General features: G+C 40.4%; 16 protein-coding genes and 1 pseudogene. 15 read left to right on the top strand and 2 right to left on the bottom strand.

The genetic code is table 11. From position 1 onward, the window contains the following. Positions 1-16 precede the first annotated feature (16 nt). The 14 genes and pseudogenes from KXJ59_RS12220 (at position 17) to KXJ59_RS12160 (ending at position 13,410) form a co-directional block, all read left to right on the top strand. Positions 17-517: an NAD(P)H-dependent oxidoreductase subunit E gene (locus KXJ59_RS12220; RefSeq protein ID WP_295204980.1), complete on the top strand. Its 501-nt coding sequence runs from the start codon at positions 17-19 to the stop codon at positions 515-517. Between the two features lie 2 nt (positions 518-519). Continuing rightward, the gene (locus KXJ59_RS12215) at positions 520-1,002 is read left to right on the top strand and encodes a copper resistance protein NlpE (protein ID WP_295204978.1); all 483 of its coding nucleotides are present in this window, start codon (positions 520-522) and stop codon (positions 1,000-1,002) included. Then, positions 1,002-1,433 (top strand): nuclear transport factor 2 family protein, encoded by a 432-nt coding sequence (locus tag KXJ59_RS12210; protein WP_295204976.1) that lies wholly within the window; start codon positions 1,002-1,004, stop codon positions 1,431-1,433. The genes KXJ59_RS12215 and KXJ59_RS12210 overlap by 1 nt, the downstream gene beginning before the upstream one ends. A 44-nt stretch (positions 1,434-1,477) precedes the next feature. After that, positions 1,478-2,833: an NADH-quinone oxidoreductase subunit NuoF gene (gene nuoF, locus KXJ59_RS12205; protein WP_295204974.1), complete on the top strand. Its 1,356-nt coding sequence runs from the start codon at positions 1,478-1,480 to the stop codon at positions 2,831-2,833. 56 nt (positions 2,834-2,889) lie between these two features. After that, positions 2,890-3,246 (top strand): annotated as a pseudogene (locus tag KXJ59_RS16025) (four helix bundle protein). A gap of 52 nt (positions 3,247-3,298) precedes the next feature. Then, positions 3,299-4,417 carry a 2Fe-2S iron-sulfur cluster-binding protein gene (locus KXJ59_RS12200; protein ID WP_295204972.1) on the top strand — a complete coding sequence of 373 codons (1,119 nt, stop codon included), beginning with the start codon at positions 3,299-3,301 and terminating at the stop codon, positions 4,415-4,417. 12 nt (positions 4,418-4,429) lie between these two features. Then, positions 4,430-5,482 carry an NADH-quinone oxidoreductase subunit NuoH gene (nuoH, locus tag KXJ59_RS12195; RefSeq protein WP_295204970.1) on the top strand — a complete coding sequence of 351 codons (1,053 nt, stop codon included), beginning with the start codon at positions 4,430-4,432 and terminating at the stop codon, positions 5,480-5,482. A 124-nt stretch (positions 5,483-5,606) separates the two neighbouring features. Then, the gene (gene nuoI / locus KXJ59_RS12190) at positions 5,607-6,140 is read left to right on the top strand and encodes an NADH-quinone oxidoreductase subunit NuoI (RefSeq protein WP_295204968.1); all 534 of its coding nucleotides are present in this window, start codon (positions 5,607-5,609) and stop codon (positions 6,138-6,140) included. Between the two features lie 64 nt (positions 6,141-6,204). Continuing rightward, on the top strand, positions 6,205-6,708 hold the full coding sequence (locus KXJ59_RS12185) for an NADH-quinone oxidoreductase subunit J (RefSeq protein ID WP_295204966.1): 504 nt from the start codon (positions 6,205-6,207) through the stop codon (positions 6,706-6,708). Positions 6,709-6,792: 84 nt separating this feature from the next. After that, positions 6,793-7,128, top strand: a complete 336-nt coding sequence (nuoK, locus tag KXJ59_RS12180; RefSeq protein ID WP_295204964.1) for an NADH-quinone oxidoreductase subunit NuoK — start codon at positions 6,793-6,795, stop codon at positions 7,126-7,128. A gap of 77 nt (positions 7,129-7,205) precedes the next feature. Next, positions 7,206-9,128, top strand: a complete 1,923-nt coding sequence (nuoL, locus tag KXJ59_RS12175; protein WP_295204962.1) for an NADH-quinone oxidoreductase subunit L — start codon at positions 7,206-7,208, stop codon at positions 9,126-9,128. A 25-nt stretch (positions 9,129-9,153) separates the two neighbouring features. Then, the gene (locus KXJ59_RS12170) at positions 9,154-10,587 is read left to right on the top strand and encodes an NADH-quinone oxidoreductase subunit M (RefSeq protein ID WP_295204960.1); all 1,434 of its coding nucleotides are present in this window, start codon (positions 9,154-9,156) and stop codon (positions 10,585-10,587) included. Between the two features lie 81 nt (positions 10,588-10,668). Further along, a complete protein-coding gene (locus tag KXJ59_RS12165) occupies positions 10,669-12,054 on the top strand; it encodes an NADH-quinone oxidoreductase subunit N (RefSeq protein WP_295204958.1) in 1,386 nt (461 codons plus the stop codon). A 75-nt stretch (positions 12,055-12,129) separates the two neighbouring features. Further along, positions 12,130-13,410 carry an ABC transporter permease gene (locus KXJ59_RS12160; protein ID WP_295204957.1) on the top strand — a complete coding sequence of 427 codons (1,281 nt, stop codon included), beginning with the start codon at positions 12,130-12,132 and terminating at the stop codon, positions 13,408-13,410. 133 nt (positions 13,411-13,543) lie between these two features. On the opposite strand, the gene KXJ59_RS12155 is transcribed toward KXJ59_RS12160, so the two are convergent. After that, the gene (locus tag KXJ59_RS12155; RefSeq protein WP_295204956.1) at positions 13,544-14,257 is read right to left on the bottom strand and encodes a hypothetical protein; all 714 of its coding nucleotides are present in this window, start codon (positions 14,255-14,257) and stop codon (positions 13,544-13,546) included. A gap of 103 nt (positions 14,258-14,360) precedes the next feature. Continuing rightward, the gene (locus tag KXJ59_RS12150; RefSeq protein WP_295204954.1) at positions 14,361-18,167 is read right to left on the bottom strand and encodes a S8 family serine peptidase; all 3,807 of its coding nucleotides are present in this window, start codon (positions 18,165-18,167) and stop codon (positions 14,361-14,363) included. A gap of 86 nt (positions 18,168-18,253) precedes the next feature. Between KXJ59_RS12150 and KXJ59_RS12145 the strand changes: the two genes are divergently transcribed. After that, the gene (locus tag KXJ59_RS12145) at positions 18,254-18,721 is read left to right on the top strand and encodes a hypothetical protein (protein ID WP_295204952.1); all 468 of its coding nucleotides are present in this window, start codon (positions 18,254-18,256) and stop codon (positions 18,719-18,721) included. Positions 18,722-18,758: the final 37 nt, after the last annotated feature.

The raw sequence follows: 18,758 nt of genomic DNA, 5'->3' as shown, positions 1-18,758 counted from the left end.
TTCCAAATTGATTTGTATGGTAAGATTTTCAGAAGAACAGATGACCGAGTTTAAAAGACTGGTGGCACGTTATCCAGACGGAAAGCAGAAGAGTGCATTATTGCCGGTATTACATCTGGCACAGGATAGTTTTGGAGGTTGGTTAAGTGCTGAAACAATGGATTATGTAGCCGAACTGCTGCAGATAGCTCCAATTGAAGTATATGAAGTAGCTACCTTCTATAGTATGTATAACCTCAAACCTGTAGGCAAATACATGTTTGAAGTTTGCCAGACAGGTCCATGTATGCTGCGTGGAAGTGATGATATCATTGCTTATATCGGAGAGAAACTGGGTATAAAACCCGGTGAAACAACGCAGGATGGCATGTTTACATTGAAAACAGTAGAATGTTTGGGAGCTTGTGGATATGCACCCATGATGCAGTTAGGTAAACATTATCGTGAACACCTGACCAAAGAAAAAGTGGATGCCATTATTGATGAATGTAGAAAAACAGCAGCTAATCTGAATTAAGAATGAAGAAGGCAGTATCATATCTTCTTATTGCTGGCTCTATGTTTGCAATCGCTTGCGAGAATGAATCTGTTACTGGTGTTACAGAAGTAACAGTCAGCGATACAAATATGGAAGCGATAGGGCCGGATTCAAGTTATCCTGCTGTAATTGAAATGGGAGCAACTGCCAAAAACTCTCTGGATGTAATTGGAAAATACAAAGGTGTTTTACCCTGTGCAGATTGCGAAGGAATAGAAACAACCATTGAATTAAAAGCAGACAGTTCTTATAGCCGTGAAATGAAATACCTGGGTAAAAAAGACAACACATTTACTGCAACGGGTACATGGATCTGGGTAAGTGAATTTGTGATCAATCTGGGAAGTATAAAAGAAGGCCCCAACAGGTATTTTGTGGCAGAAGGAAAATTAGTGCAGTTGGATATGAGTGGCAAAAAGATCAGTGGAGCATTGGCAGATAAATATGAATTGAAGAAACAGTAATGAAAAAAGGATTCGTCATATTATTCACCCTGTTTTCACTTACTGCAATTGCACAAGGCAAAGCAGAAAAGAAAATACTGAACAATATAAAAGCATTAAACAGCGCCATTTTTGAAAACAGAGACAGTGCTGTCTTATTGCAAATAGTAGGCGAGCGCGTAACATATGGTCATTCCAGCGGGAAAATTGAAAACAAAACAGAAATGGTGCATAACGCCATGGTAAGTCCAACTACATACAAAGAGTTTGGAATGAGTGATGTTTCAATTACGGTGGATGGAAAAACAGCAATTGTTCGACATGTATTAAAAGCAAGATCATTTGATGCAGCCGGTAAAGAAGGCATATTGCATTTGAATGTATTGCAGACATGGATCAAGAAAAATAAACAATGGATATTGGTAGCGAGACAGGCTGTTAAATTATCCTGAGTAGTTATATCAAATACAAAACTCCTGAAAGGGAATGCAGGTATATGAGTAAAAAATTATTGTTAGAAAAGGCGCATGTAGAAGGTATCCGCTATTTCGATGTATATCGGAGAGAAGGCGGTTACCGTAGTGTGGAGAAAGCATTGAAGGAAATGGGTCCCGAAGCGATTGTAGAAGAGGTGAAGAAGAGTGGTCTGAGAGGTCGTGGAGGTGCAGGTTTCCCGGCAGGAATGAAATGGAGTTTTATTGCCAAACCTGAAGGAGTGCCACGTCACCTGGTTTGTAATGCTGATGAAAGCGAACCGGGTACATTCAAAGACAGGTACCTGATGGAATTTATTCCGCACCTGTTGATTGAAGGATTGATTGTATCCTCATTTGCATTGGGAAGTAATGATACCTATATCTATATCCGTGGAGAATATGCATGGATTGTAGATATTTTGGAAGAAGCTATCAATGAAGCAAAGAACAATGGGTTCCTTGGGAAAAATATTTTAGGCACAGGCTTCGATTGTAATATTCATGTACAGCGAGGAGCTGGCGCATATATCTGTGGAGAAGAAACAGCCCTGATAGAATCGTTGGAAGGAAAACGTGGTAACCCAAGAATTAAACCACCATTCCCGGCGGTAAAAGGGGTTTGGGACAGACCTACGGTGGTAAATAATGTGGAAACGCTGGCTGCGGTAGTTCCCATCATTAATCTGGGAGGCGATGAGTATGCCAAAATTGGTGTGGGTCGTTCAACAGGAACAAAACTCATCAGTGCCTGTGGTAATATCAATAAACCAGGTGTATATGAGATCGATATGACCATTTCTGTAGAAGAGTTTATTTACAGTGATGAATATTGCGGAGGTATTCCGAATGGAAAAAAACTAAAAGCCTGTATCCCGGGTGGATCATCGGTTCCTATTTTACCTGCTAACCTTTTATTGAAAACAGCAAAAGGTGAAACACGTTACATGAATTATGAGAGCTTGGCAGATGGTGGTTTTGCCACTGGTTCTATGATGGGCTCTGGAGGGTTTATTGTATTGGATGAAGACCAGTGTGTGGTGAGGCATACATTATCACTCGCACGTTTCTATCGTCATGAAAGTTGCGGACAGTGTTCACCATGCAGAGAAGGAACAGGATGGATGGAAAAAATTCTGAAAAATATTGAATACGGAAAAGGAAAGATGACTGATATTGATTTGTTATGGGATATTCAGCGTAAGATTGAAGGGAACACCATTTGTCCATTGGGCGATGCTGCAGCATGGCCTGTAGCTGCTGCTATCAGACATTTCAGAGATGAGTTTGAATGGCATGTGCTGAATCCTGAAGAATCACAAAAAAGGAATTATGGGTTGGCGCATTATGCAGACCCGATACATGTGCCGGTTGGATAAATCAAAATTCAAAAGTAAAAATTCAAAAAATAGAGAATGAATTTGATGCTTTTGAAGTGAATGAAGGCGAGAAACCATATAATATCAGGCACAGGTGTTATTTCTTCTCAAAAGAGGTTATCTTCTTTGTAGGAGATTGTAAATATGACAGGATTTATAGTTCTTTATTTGATCAGTTAGTAAGAAGTGGAACTTCGATAGGAGTAAATGTTGTAGAAGGGAAAGCCGGAAGCTCTAAGAGAGATTGAAAAAAATATTTTGACATTGCATTGAAATCGGCAAATGAAACAAAATACTGGTTGTGTCTGATAAGAGACACGCTTGATGTTTCGAAACCGAAAGTAAATGAACTGATCAAAGAAGCAGATGAAATATCAAAAATCATCGCTTCAATAATCATTAACGCCAAATAGTTGAAGTCGGAACTGTTTTTGACTTTTGACTTTTGATTTTTGAATTAATGTTATGTCTGAACAACAATTGTTTAAAGTAACGATCGACAACATCACGATCGAAGTGCCGGCAGGAACTACCATTCTGAATGCTGCACGTAAGATTGGTGGTGATGTAGCACCTCCTGCTATGTGCTATTACAGCAAGCTGGAAGGAAGTGGAGGTAAATGCCGTACCTGCCTGGTAGAAGTGAGCAAGGGTTCTGAAAAAGACCCACGCCCTATGCCAAAACTGGTAGCGTCGTGCCGAACCACGGTGATGGATGGAATGGAAGTAAAAAATATTACCAGTGAAAAAGTAATTGATGCAAGAGCTGGTGTGGTAGAATTTTTATTGTTGAATCACCCACTCGATTGCCCAATCTGCGACCAGGCGGGTGAATGTCATTTGCAGGATCTCAGCTATGAACATGGTAAAGAAGGAACACGTTATGAGTTCCAGCGCAGAACATTCAAAAAACACGATATAGGTCCATACATACAGTTACACATGACCCGTTGTATTCTTTGTTATCGTTGTGTATTCACAGCAGATCAGTTAACAAAGAAAAGGGAACATGGTATATTGGATAGAGGTGATCATGCAGAGATTGCAACATTCATTGAAAAAAGCCTTGACAACGATTTTATCGGAAACGTAATTGATGTTTGTCCGGTAGGCGCATTAACAGATAAAACATTCCGTTTTAAAAACCGGGTATGGTTTCTTAAACCGGTAGATGCACATCGTGATTGTACAACCTGCTGTGGTAAAGTAACTTTATGGAATCGGGGAGATGAAGTGTTTCGGGTAACAGCCCGTAAAGATGAGTGGGGAGAAGTTGAGAATACAGAAGATGGAAAACCAGGCTGGATCTGTAATACCTGCCGCTTTGAGAAAAAGAAAACAAGCGACTGGGTAATTGAAGGTCCGAGACTCATCAACAGGCATTCAGTGATTTCGCAAGGACATTATGCCGGTAAAGTGGGGACACATGTACCTACAGAAACTTTTGAAGCAGTGAATGATGGAAGACAACCTCAGTTACTGATGGATATACATTCGGTAAGTGAAGTGAATAAACCTGAAGTGCAGTTAAGCCTTATCGATGGTCCTGCTCATTCACAGGTATTTAATCAGAACAAAGACTAATTGCATTTTATAATGACACTACTTGCTTTTGATTGGGCTTTATTGATAGAAAAACTCGTACTGATAGCAGTGATTGTTTTCAGCAGTCTGGGTATTGCACTGTATACCACTTTTGCAGAAAGAAAAGTAGCAGCAATATTGCAGGATCGTCCGGGTCCAAACCGCGCAGGACCTTTTGGTCTGTTACAGCCATTTGCCGATGGACTGAAGCTGATGATGAAAGAAGAAATCATTCCCAATACCTCCAATAAAGTATTATTTATTCTTGGTCCGGGACTGGCAATGACTGCTGCATTAATGACCTGTGCAGTTATTCCCTGGAGTAGTCATGTAGAATTATTCGACAGGAAAATTGAATTGCAGATAGCTGATATCAATATTGGTATCCTCTATGTATTTGGAGTGGTAAGCATGGGCGTATATGGTATTATGATTGGTGGCTGGGCGTCTAATAATAAATTTTCACTCATGGCTGCATTACGTGGTGCCTCGCAAGCCATCAGTTATGAACTGGCCATGGGACTTTCACTGATAGCAGTACTGATGTTATCCGGTTCACTGAGTCTGAAAACAATTGTAGGCGAACAGATGGCAGATGGTAATTTCTGGAATATCGTTTACCAGCCACTCGGATTCCTCATTTTCTTTGTGTGTGCACTTGCAGAATGTAATCGTACTCCATTCGATTTACCGGAAGCAGAGAATGAGTTGAACTTTGGTTACCACCAGGAATACTCATCTATGAAACTAGGGTTCTACCTGTTCGCAGAATATGTAAATATGATCATGAGCAGTGCTGTAATGGCCTGTCTGTATTTTGGGGGTTATGATATTCCATTCCTGGATGAATCAACACTTGCACCAAATATTGCAGCAATACTGGGTGTAGGAGCTTTGCTTACCAAGATTGTAATTTTCATTTTCATATTCATGTGGATACGCTGGACCATCCCGCGTTTCCGTTACGATCAGTTGATGAACCTGGGCTGGAAAACAATGATACCATTGGCACTGGCAAATATGCTGATAACAGGGGCAGTGATTTTGTGGAGGGCAGGAGGATAGGTCAGTAGTGAATAGTGAGTAGTCAGTAAGAAATATATACTCACTGCTGACTACTCACCACTCACTAACAATAGAGTCGAAAAATATTTTTTGCAACATTAAAAATCCCGCAGGGATATAACATATGCAGGCATTAACAAACAGGGCAGAAGGAGTAAGTCGCAAACCTATGAGTTTCATGGAGCGGCTTTATATTCCCGCTATTCTGAAAGGTATGGCCATTACATTCAGCCATATTTTCAAAAAGCAGCCCACGATCCGTTACCCGGAACAGAAACGACCATTCAGTCCTGTATTCAGGGGATTACATGTATTAAATCGCGATGAGGAAGGCCGTGAACGTTGTACCGCCTGTGGCCTTTGTGCTGTAGCTTGTCCTGCTGAAGCCATTACCATGGAAGCAGCCGAAAGAATGCCCAATGAAGAGAATCTGTACCGGGAGGAAAAATATGCAGCAAAATATGAGATCAATATGCTGCGTTGTATTTTCTGTGGTTTATGTGAAGAAGCCTGTCCGAAAGATGCAATTTATTTAAGCGAAACATTTGCGCCTGCTAATTATACGAGGAAAGGATTTATATACGGGAAAGAAGAATTGTTAATACCAAACCCCAAAACCAATCCTGAAGCATATGCAGAGGCCAAAGGTTTGAAATAATTAAAAAATCAGTTGCAGTTTTTTTTGATCTGCTGTTTATGATGAAAGCCTAATTAAAACACCAATGAGTATAACCGAAATATTATTCTTTTTTCTTTCTGCACTTGCTGTATTCAGTGCCATTATGGTGCTGGTAAGTCGAAACCCGGTTCATAGTGTATTATGGCTGATTGCGGTATTCTTTGCTATATCAGGTCATTATATTTTATTGAACGCTCAATTTCTGGCTATTGTAAACCTTATTGTATATGCTGGTGCCATTATGGTACTGTTCCTGTTTGTAATCATGCTGATGAATCTTAATAAAGAAACAGAACGCAATAAACATATCTGGATGAAACTGGCAGGTGCAGTTTCAGGTGGCTGTTTTCTGATGGTACTGGTATCACTGGTTCGACAGGCAAGCGATTTTCAGGAAAAAACGGCCCTAATGGGTACAGGAGATATTGGACTAATTAAAAACCTGGGTAAAGCTTTGTTCAGTGATTTTGTGGTACCCTTTGAGATCAGCAGTGTATTATTCCTGAGTGCAATGGTAGGTGCGGTAGTAATTGGGAAGAAAGAGTAGGATAATAGTCCATGGTCGATAGTCCATGGTAAGAAAACAGAATAATTACCATGGACTATTGACCATGGACCATAAACTAAGTATATGCCGATACAATATTATATCTATTTGAGTCTTGCATTATTCAGCATTGGTATCATTGGGGTATTAACACGCCGCAATGCCATCATTGTTTTTATGTGTGTTGAGCTGATGCTGAATGCAGTGAACCTGCTGTTGGTTGCTTTTTCCAAAATGCACCATGGCGTGGCACTGGCTACAGATCCTGCTACAACAGCTGGGATAGACGGGCAGTTGTTTGTATTTTTTATTATGGTAGTGGCTGCAGCTGAAGTTAGTGTTGGGCTGGCCATTATTGTAATGATGTACAGGAATGTACATTCTGTAGATATTAACTTTTTGAATCGGTTAAAAAATTAATTCCTGAAAAGGAATCATTGTTGACCCCATCTCAGAAATGAGATAAAAATGGTCCCGCCTTAGGCGGGATGAAGGCTATGAGTAAATTTGTTTATCTGGTACCACTTTTTCCCCTGATCGGTTTTCTGATCAATGGGTTAGGAAGAAAAGCTATGACAAAATCAATGATCAGTATCATTGGTTGTGGGGTAATGCTTGCATCTTTTGTGGTGAGCGTTCTGGTATTCTTTGACGTAAAAGAACATGGTGCTACTGTGGTTAACCTGTTTTCTTTTATCAAAGCATACAGCTTTCAGGTTCCTTTTGCTTTTCAGGTAGATCAACTATCATCTTTATTTCTGCTGATCATCACCGGTATTGGTTTCCTGATACACCTGTATTCAGCGGCCTACATGCACGAAGAAGAAGAGCAACATTTTGGAAGGTATTTTGCTTACCTCAATCTCTTCGTGTTCTCCATGTTATTATTGGTATTAGGTGCCAACTATGTAATCATGTTTATCGGCTGGGAAGGTGTTGGACTATGTTCTTACCTTCTCATAGGTTTCTGGTTTAAAAACGATCAGTATAATTATGCAGCCAAGAAAGCTTTTGTAATGAACCGTATTGGTGACCTTGGTTTCCTGCTGGCTGTATTCTGGCTGATCTTTAAACTGGGCACTGTTTCTTATGGCGACGTATTTGCCAATATAGATAAGCTGTCTGATTTGGATATTACAGCCATCACACTTTTATTATTTGTAGGTGCCATGGGTAAAAGTGCCCAGCTGCCATTATACACCTGGCTGCCCGATGCAATGGCTGGACCAACACCCGTATCTGCATTGATCCATGCCGCAACCATGGTAACAGCAGGTATTTACATGATTGCCAGAAGTAATATTCTTTACACACTGGCACCTGTATCGCAAACAGTGGTTGCCATTGTAGGATTAGCCACAGCCATATTCGCAGCAACGATCGCACTGAAACAAAACGACATAAAAAAAGTATTGGCTTACTCAACGGTTAGCCAGTTAGGATATATGTTTCTTGGTCTGGGTGTTGGTGCTTATACCGGCGCCGTATTTCATGTAATGACTCATGCATTTTTCAAAGCGTTGTTATTCCTTGGAGCAGGGTCTGTTATACATGCTATGCATCATGAACAGGATATTCGTAAAATGGGTGGATTGAAAAAACATATGCCCATTACACATATAACATTCCTGTTGGCATGTTTGGCTATTGCTGGCATTCCTCCATTCTCAGGTTTCTTCTCAAAAGACGAAATACTGATGGCTGCATACAACAGTAATCCATTATACTATTATGTTGGAATGGCGGGTGCATTAATGACTGCATTCTATATGTTCCGTTTATACACCATGACTTTCCTTGGTTCATTCAGGGGAACACACGAACAGGAGCACCACCTCCATGAGAGTCCTTCTGCTATGACTATTCCATTGATTGTATTGGCAGTATTATCTGTGTTGGGAGGATTTGTAGGAATACCGGAAGTATTTGCATCAGATGCTCACAGTCTCGAACATTTTCTGGCGCCCATATTTGCTGAATCTGCAAAGATTCAACATGGACATCATCTGTCACATACACAGGAATATATGATGATGGGCGTATCAACCATACTCATCATTGGTATTATACTGTTTGCTGTATCAAAATTCAAAAAGACTCAAGCACAGCAAACGGAAAGTAGCGGTATTGCAAAACTGCTGGAAAATAAATGGTATGTAGATGAACTCTATGATACTGTTATTGTGAAACCATTACACCTGCTATCTGTTTTCCTGAAAAATATTGTTGAAAAAAGCGGTATTGACGGAGCTGTTAATGGAGTAGGTAAACTGGTTGGCTATGGATCAAGACAGCTAAGATTGTTACAGAGCGGACAGGTAGGTAATTATCTGCTGATTATGGTTATGATTATGATTGTGTTTGTTCTGATCTGGTTCAATGACCTGACCATCATGAATTTTCTGAAAAAACTATTTTAACCGCATAGCGCGATAAAGCATATTTATGATTCCAGTTTTTTTGATATTACTCCCCTTACTAACAGGCATCGTTGGTTTCTTTATTAAAGAAGACAATGCAGCTAAAGGATGGGCATTGTTATCGGCAGTATTAACACTGGTAGTAGCCATTGCAGGAATTTATTTCTACCCTTCCATACAACAATCTTTCGATAGTGCATGGCTGCCCGCACTCGGCAGTCGATTCACATTGACCATGGATGGAATGAGCAAAATGCTTGTATTACTCACAGCAGTTTCATTTCCACTGATTTTTCTTGCTACGTATAAAAATAGGTATAAAAATGCCGGATCGTTTTATGCCCTGATGTTGTTAACACAGGCTGGTCTGATGGGTGTGTTTGTAGCCAATGACGCATTATTGTTTTATTTCTTCTGGGAACTGGCGCTCATACCTGTTTATTTTCTCTGCTCTCTGTGGGGAGGTGAAAAACGTATTGCGGCTACTTTTAAATTCTTTATCTACACATTCGTAGGTTCACTCATGATGCTGGCTGGTATTCTGTATTTGTATTTCCAGACTGCTGATCATTCCTTTGCATGGCAGTCGTTTTACGCAGTGCAAATGGAGCCATCTCAACAATCACTCATATTCTGGTTATTCTTTGTGGCTTTTGCCATCAAGATGCCAATATTCCCTTTTCATACCTGGCAACCAGATGCATATGAACAATCTCCTACAGCCACAACAATGGTATTGAGTGGGGTTATGGTAAAAATGGGAATTTTTGCAGTAGTAAAATGGCTGATCCCATTTTTTCCGGCAGCAGCAGATAAATATGCACAGATCATCATTGTTTTATCTGTAGTGGGTATGTTATATGCTTCTCTTATCGCTATCAGACAGGATGATATAAAAAGACTGATCGCTTATTCATCCATAGCACATATTGGTTTGATGAGTGCAACATTATTCACCAACAGTCGCGTTGGACTGGAAGGTGTAATGATTCAAATGTTTAACCATGGCGTAAATGTAATTGGTCTGTGGATTGTAGCCGATGCAATAGAACAGCAACTCGGTACCAGAAAGTTAAGTGAACTGGGCGGGCTTGCACAAAAAGCACCTGTACTGGCTATTCTGTTAGTAGTAATGGCATTCGCAAATATTGCATTGCCCTTAACCAATGCGTTTATTGGTGAGTTCCTGATGTTTAACGGTTTGTTCAGTTATAATATATGGATAGCAGCTATTGCAGGTATAAGTATCATTTTAGCCGCAGTGTACACGCTGAATATGGTACAGAAAGTATTTTATGGTAATACAACAGTGGTTACTGAAAATGCAATAGATATCAGTGGACATATAAAACTGGCATTGGTAGTATTAGTGGTAGTGGTGATTGCGTTGGGTGTATATCCTCAACCAATGATCGATCTAACAAAAGATACTGTGGGTGCTACCATGGCAGGGAAATAAGGAAGAGGTAAATTTATTTGATTATTCACAAGTGAAAGTGGTAACGCTTTCACCCTAAATTCCCGCAGGGGAGTTGGTTTTATGAACGCAATTATATTATCAGCATTATTGGGAGTTGTTATGATGTTCAGTGGTATCATAACAAATAATAAATCTGTATTGAAATATATCGCAGCAGCAGGACTGTTGTTGTTGATAGCAGCCAATCTGCTTGATACTTATGCATTGTTCAAGATCAATATCAATACTCATGGTTTACTGAGTTTCGAAAAATTCGGACTCTATTTCAATACCCTTGCATTTGGTGCTACATTGGTTTACGTATGCCTGAGTGGCAGCGATATTGAAAAAGCCGGAATTAATGTTGCTGAATATTTTGCCCTGATCTTTTTTGTTTTATGTGGTATAAGTATTCTCTCCGGATTTAATGGTTTGTTGATGTTATTCCTTGGGATTGAAATACTCTCTATTCCTTTATATATTCTAACCGGTGCCGATAAACGAAACCTCAAAAGCAATGAAGCTTCATTGAAATATTTCCTGATGGGGTCGTTTACAACAGGTATTATGTTAATGGGTATTGCACTTTTTTATGGTGCTACCGGTTCTTTTGCACTTAATGCACCTGCCATTATTCCAACAACAGGAGGTATTAATCCCTCATTTCTGCAGGTAGCTGCTTTGCTGCTCTTATTTGTAGCAATGGCTTTTAAAGTTTCTGCAGCCCCTTTTCATTTCTGGACACCAGATGTGTATGATGGAGCCCCTGGTGTATTCACATCTTTTATGGCCACCATTGTAAAAGCTGCTGGCTTTATTGCATTTATCCGTCTCTTTCAGAGCCAGTCAGTTGTATTGGGGCCAACATGGAAAATTATTTTATCTTTTGTAATTATTGCCACATTGCTAATTGGTAATATAACAGCAGTATTTCAGCAGAGTGTAAAACGGATGCTGGCTTATTCCAGTATTGCACAAGCCGGCTTTATGCTTTTCGCCTTGTTTGCCGGCAATGATTTAGCAAGAGAAGGGATCATTTTATATAGTGTAGCCTATAGCCTTGCAACCATTGGTATTTTTGCCGTACTGATTAAAATGTCGGACTATACATTTGACGGATTTAATGGGTTGGCTAAAAAACATCCTGTACTGGCTTTTACCACTACTATTTTCCTGCTGTCATTGGCAGGTATTCCATTAACCGCAGGTTTCTTTGCCAAATATTATATGCTGGCGGCAGTGGTAAAAGAAGGTGGGGCCCTCTGGTTGGTGATTATTGCACTCTTTTTTGCTGCAGTGAGCGTGTATTATTATTTCAAAGTAATACAGGCCATGTATTTTAAAGAAGGAGATGCAGAAACAACTGAGATAACAGGTGCTTTCAAAACAGGGCTGGTATTGCTGGCTGCATTTGTTATCCTGATTGGCATATGGCCATCGATTATCCTGAATGGGTTTTATTTCTAACCGTTCCTCACTTTTTTCAGTGCTGTCAATACCAGACAGGATTTCTCCGTTATCTTTATAGGAAGAATTTCCTGTATGAAGGGTATGACTATTTTCGATTCACTCTCGCTGGCCTGGCGTACGGTACGCAGTAATAAACTGCGTACAGGTATTACAGTGGCTATTATTGCCTTTGGTATTATGGCATTGATTGGTATTATTACGGCCATTGAAGCAATGAACCAAAGCCTGAAAGAGAGTTTCTCTTCTATGGGAACAAATGCCTTTAATATACGTTTCAAAGATTCCAGGGTACGATTCGGTAACAGTTCCGATCTGAAAAAAACTACGCGTGGAAAAAAGGAAAAAAAATCAAACCTCGACAAACCCATTCTTAAAGACGAGGCAGAATATTTCCGGGATAATTTCAATTTTCCATCTGCACAGGTAAGCATATACCGAAGAGGACCGGGGGGACAGGAGATTCATTACAAAGACAAAAAAACGAATCCGCAGATAGCAGTGTGGGGTGGCGATGAAAACTATCTTACTGTAACCGGTTATACCATAGCGGCTGGCCGGAACCTGAATTCACTCGATCAGCAAAGCGGAAGAAATGTATGTTTATTGGGTAGCAATGTTGCCAAAACATTGTTTGGTACAAGTCCTGAAAAAAGTATTGATAAAGTAATACGTGTGGGTGGTTTGCCTTATCGTGTAGTTGGATTGCTGAAAGAGAAGGGTTCAAGTGCCATGCTCAGACAGGATGATGTAATTGTTACTACCTATACCAATATCCGTCATTTTCAGAATGTAAGTAAATCTTATATGGTTGGTGTAATAGTGGGCAATGTGAACGATCTGGACCCTGCAAGTGGAGTAGCAACTTCCATATTTCGTTCTGTAAGAAGATTGCAGCCCATTGAAGAAGATAATTTCGTGATTGAAAAGAGCGATAAGTTCGCTGAAATGTTTATTGGGTTCCTCAGCAGTATAACAGGCTCGGCAGGTGCTATTGGTCTTATTACCCTTATCGGAGCAGCTATTGGTTTGATGAATATTATGCTGGTTGCTGTAAATGAAAGAACAAAAGAAGTGGGGCTGATTAAAGCGATAGGTGGAAAAAGCAGAAATGTGCGTCAGCAGTTTTTGTTTGAAAGTATGATCATCAGCCTGTTGGGTGCAATTTTCGGAATAATTTTAGGTGTGCTGGTGGGAAATCTTTTCGGACTTGTTCTTAAAACCGGATTTATTGTACCGTGGGGATGGGTAATAACGGGTGTTATTATTTGCTCAATTGTAGGTCTTGCTGCCGGTATCTATCCAGCCATGAAAGCCGCTCGATTAAACCCCATTGTGGCATTACGCTACGAATAATTTCTTTTAAACAACTTTCCTAACTACCCTTCTCCCGTTCTCTTTGTTAGAAAAAACAAGTAGATAATAAATTTACTTTTACTTAGACTCTGTTAACAAAGAGAACGGGAGAAAGGGAGTTTATACAGGGGGGTTATTTCTTTGAAAAGATTTTTAATTGCTCGTTAATGTAATACTGAATATCCTCCTCAGTAGTATGTTTTCTCAGCCATTCATACGAAGGTCTGTGACGTTGGCTGAACAGGTGTAATTTCTCGTCCCGGAAACCTGTAAGAGATTGTACCAATACTGTATTGAACCTGTAGTTGATATAGGCTTCTTTTTCATTGGTTTCATAAAATTGCATCGCCCTTCTCTTATTTTTTTCATGACGTGAAAAACGATCGAGATTCAATGCAATACCTGCGCCTGAATTGGCCTGCGATACGGTGGGTATGGTATAGTTAACTATATCCTGTAAAAAATCTTTTCTTCTTTCCATACTGTCTAACTGATACCGGCTCATACCCCTTGCTGTAACAGTTACATTTCCCAGATCTCTGGCAAGCGGAACGAGAAAGGGGTATAAAGTATCTTGTAGCGCATTTATGTTGTTGTACCGGAGTGTATCAAAGAAATAACCCACAGCTGCAAAAGATAGAATATGATTTTCACCGACTTCAATAGCAAACCTGCCTGCGTTATTGGTCATAACGGTGGTATTGGTACTAATATTCCGAACACTGGCCAGTACAATTGCTGTATTGGTTACACTATCTTTTAAATAACCATACACAAATTTTCTTTTTTGTGCATTTGCAGAGAATGTGAAGGCCAATACCAATACTGCCAATATATATGTTCTCATAACCTGTTTTTACAAAGCTAATGTAATGTAAAAGCAGTATCTGGCTTAAATAAAAATGCCACTCAAAATAAATTGAGTGGCATTGCAGAACGAATAACTTTAGTTATTTAATAATAATTACTTTTTGCAGATAGGTCTTCTTATTGTGTAAAATCTTCAGCACATAGTATCCGTCATTCACATTACCCACATTCATTTGTCTGGAAAATGTTCCATTAAATCCGGGGTAAGATTGGCTAAAGACTCTTTGCCCGGCAGAGTTTAATAATTCAATTGCCAGATCTGCTTTCTCTTTCACTTCAAAACTCAGGTTGAAAATGCCTTTGTTCGGATTGGGTGACAGACTGAGTTTAATCTCACGCGCAATTACTTCAGGAGGTAATGCGGTAATGGTTACCTGTAGTGGGGCAGATGTTTTCTGGCATCCCAAGGCATCAACTACTACTACTTTATATACGCCGGATTCAATGGGTTTGTACTTGGCCAAAGTAGCGCCATTGATGCCTACATCATCTTTGAACCATTGCATGGATACTCCGGAAACACTGCTGACTAATGAATCGCCCACTTTAGTGACAACAGGCGTTGGTGCATCCGCCACCACCAGCTCTACCCGGTTACTGGGGCAACTGGTACCTGTTCTGATCTTCATATCGTAGAAGAAATAGTAGAATGGATTTGGATCGCCTGTCCCATTTATATTAACACTGTTACCGGTAATTGACATTACATTGGCAATATTGATCGGATAGGTGGTACCGGCGATATTATTATTGCGGAATATGGTGGCTCCGTTTTCGTTACATAAAACAAGTAAAATATGATCGCCTGGATCATTAACGGGAAGATTAAGATAATACACAGCACCAGTGTCAGCAGCCGGATTACCACTTACTAAACCCTGTTGTGGGTTCGGATTAGTAGCAGTTACATCAAGCGTGGTTCTCGCCAGCGGAATATAACTAAAGCTACCATCGGCGTTAACGGTACCAAGATTGGCGACAATTATTTCCACTGTTCCCGGGTTGCCAATATATAATCTGGCACTTTCAATAGTTAATGGTACACTGTTATTAAAACGTACGAAATTCCCCCTGAAATTATTATAACCACCTTCGGCATACACCATTTTGGTTGCAGGTCCGATAGAAGTTTTTACTTCATTGGCAACATAGAAAGTTTTATTACCCGGAATACTGGTAGTGCTTGCAGTAGTACCGCTTGCAAAAGGAGCAATGGCATTGGCGCTATTGTACCAGAAATAATTGCTGTTGGCAACCGGGTTATTTACCCTCAGTAGCGCATTTGCATTACAAATGGTTCCAACAACATCTGGATCAGCTGCTTTTCTGCCAATGGTAAGACTGGTTGTAAGTGTATTATTAGCAGAATTCTGATCTCCCGTTACAGTGGCTGTTGCAAGTATCGTATAAGTTGTATTCTCTGCTGTAACAAACGGTGTTTGTAAAGTGAAACTTGCATTTGATAAACCAGGAACCGCTGCGGGATAGACACTATTAAATGTTGCTACAGTAGTTGAGCCATTCTTTACTTCAACTGAAACAGGAATATTTGTTTTTGGTACACTACCATTATTTCTGATAACTACAGTAACATATTGTTTATTGTCTGCACAATCAGAAACTGAAGGTGTGGTTACTTCATTAATAGTAAAATCTGTAGAGGGATTCACAACAATCAACCTGAAATCTTCTGTTTCGCCCCTGCTGTAATTACCACATGAAACCACATCGGTTGCTGTTGATGTTTCAACCATTACAACCCTTGCACGATAGGTGCTACCAATGGTTAAAGTACTGGGGGTATTGAATGATCCTGCAAATACCTGGTTATTTCTCAGAGCTGAACTGGTTGCAACCAGTTCATTGGCATCTGTAAAGTCACCATCATTATTATAATCAATAAATAATTTTACTATTTTATCAACATCAGAACCATCGGCACTGTTCACCCTTACACGATAAGGCACAGACTGTGATGGTTCAATACTCGCTGCAATAGATGTGTTGTTTACATAAGTAGTACCACCTGTAGGATTAGCATAACGGATGGTTTGTAAACTTACACTGTCGATTCTTCCACCCGCATTGTTTGATGCTGCAGAAATGCAATGGGCTGTACCGCCTACTCCGCTCACTAATAAAGAGTAAGCCTGTTGTCCTCTTACCAGAGAACCCGCCCCACCTTTATGTGTAACGGTTATGGTATAGCTTTCACCAGCCACTGTACTGTCAATATCAATGCGCTCAACATTATCTGTAATATTATCGGCTTTTACCGCTGCGTTGGCCGGATTGGCCGGATCCAGTGTCCATGGTCTGAATGTTCTGCTACCACTTGTAATACGTATATCAAGGTCATTGATGAGTTTTTTTGCAGGGTTGTTTAATACGTCTATCTGCTCAACATTACCCTTTACATCTGTCCATGAAATAGTGGCTTTTAATGGCTCTTTACCTGTAGCGATAACTGTGGTTGAAAAAGAACTCGTAGTTCCGTTAAACAGGTTTTCGAACATCAGGTGTTCGCTGGTGGAACTGTTGTTTGATGCTACTGAGGCAGAAATAACAGCCGCGGCTTTTTGTACATTTAAAAGTCCCCATCCATTCTGGTAATCTGGCCCCGGTGTGGTGCCGGCTTCTTCGGTTGTATGAATGGCCAGGCCTTTGAGTGTTGCAGCTCTCAGAAAAGCACCACTTTTTAATTTTGAATAATGTTCCTGTAAAAGAAACAATGAACCTGATGTATTTGGGGTGGACATAGATGTTCCACTTAATGATGAGTAACTGTTGGTGCCAGTTGCATACGTAGATAATACATTTACGCCATCGGCCACCACATCTGGTTTTATACGACCGTCATCCGTTGGGCCCCATCCACTAAATGAACTCATTACAACATCTTCCGGACGGTTGTAACCGCCGGGAATACCTCTTACGGCACCTACGGTAAGAATATTTTTTGCATTGGCATCCCAGGGAATACTGCCATAGCTGTCATTACTGCTTATGTCAGCAGGTCTGTTACCGGCCGCCGCCATCTGGTTTTGCGCATTGAAACGGAAATAGGGCTCGCCAACATTTGGACCAGTTTCACCACGGTTATTACCAGCCGATTTTACAATCAGGTAAAATGGCGCATTATAAGCAATGGAATCCAGCAATTGTGCATCTGAACTGTAATAACCAAATTTATAATCTTCATTCTCATTAGGTCTTCCCCAGAATTCCCATCTGTTCTGTGCGTCATTGAAATTCCATCCGGAAACAATATTGTAGGAATGATTGGAGATAAGTAATCCGGCTGCTTCAGTAGCCTGTTCTGAATAACTATTGGTAAAGTCATAAGCAATCAAACCCTGTGCACCGTGCGACATGCCTTTTGCACTGGGATTCAAACCCGTTGCAATCATAGTACCTGTTACGTGTGTTGCATGATTATCAGTGGTTGAAGGGTTGTCTTTTTGTGTGACCCTGCCTGTTAACTCAACGTGATTGAGTAAAACACCACCGCCATCCCACACACCAATTTTGTTTTTAATGTTGGCAGAATTTCCGGAAAGGTTTAGTCCGCTGGCACCACCTGCCCAAAGCTGATTGGTTCTGGTAGTAGCCGCGGCAATACTGTTATTCTGCGTAACAAAATATTTCGGGAAATTAAAAGCATCCACACCAATGAGCGTAGCCAGTCGGCCATCTTTAGAACGGATGCTGAGTGGCCAGTTGCGTTGCTTTGCCAGCGACATTGCTTTAGTGTACTCACTTCTTTCTTTTAAGCTGATACCCTGAGCCGCATTCTTCAATACCTGAACATTTGTAACTACCTGTGCATCGGTTATAAAAACCATAAACAGACAGCCTACAAAAAAGGGTAAAAATCGTCTGAGCATAATATAGTTTAGTTTAACTTCATGATTACCGGCAACAGCCCGGGAATATTATTAAAATTAGATACTTTCACCATTCAAAGTGAAGCATGCGAAATATTCTTTTTGTCCTGTTTTTTGCCATTTTAACATTTTCAGCCTGTTCATCGGCAAAAAAGACACAAAAGGGTGAAATTGAACAGGGAATTTCAGGTCTGATAACTGAAATAAAAGGTAATCAGATGCCTAAAGTGGGTGTGGCCCCAGCTACCCCAAAACCTGTTTCTACCACCCTCTATGTATATGAACCTACCCATATTTCTCAGGTAAAACCCCTTGAAACCGGGTCTCCACTATATACGACAATTAACCGCAAACTGGTTGCTTCTGTTTTATCAGACAGTCTGGGCCGTTACAGTGTTGCTTTGCCCGCAGGCACTTATTCCGTTTTTGTTAAGAAAGGAGACTATTTCTTTGCCAATATGTTCGACAGAGAAAACAATATTCAACTGGTATCGGTCGACTCCGGTAAAATAACACCCCTTAACATACTCATCAACTCAGGCGCCAGTTATTAGCAGAACAGGGTTATCTTTGCAGCCCCTGATGGAGGAT

This window comes from Sediminibacterium sp. (genome assembly GCF_019264485.1).
Classification (GTDB): domain Bacteria; phylum Bacteroidota; class Bacteroidia; order Chitinophagales; family Chitinophagaceae; genus Sediminibacterium.
The sequence above is the reverse complement of the archived record's forward strand: the minus strand, read 5'-3'. Positions and strand labels throughout refer to the sequence as shown.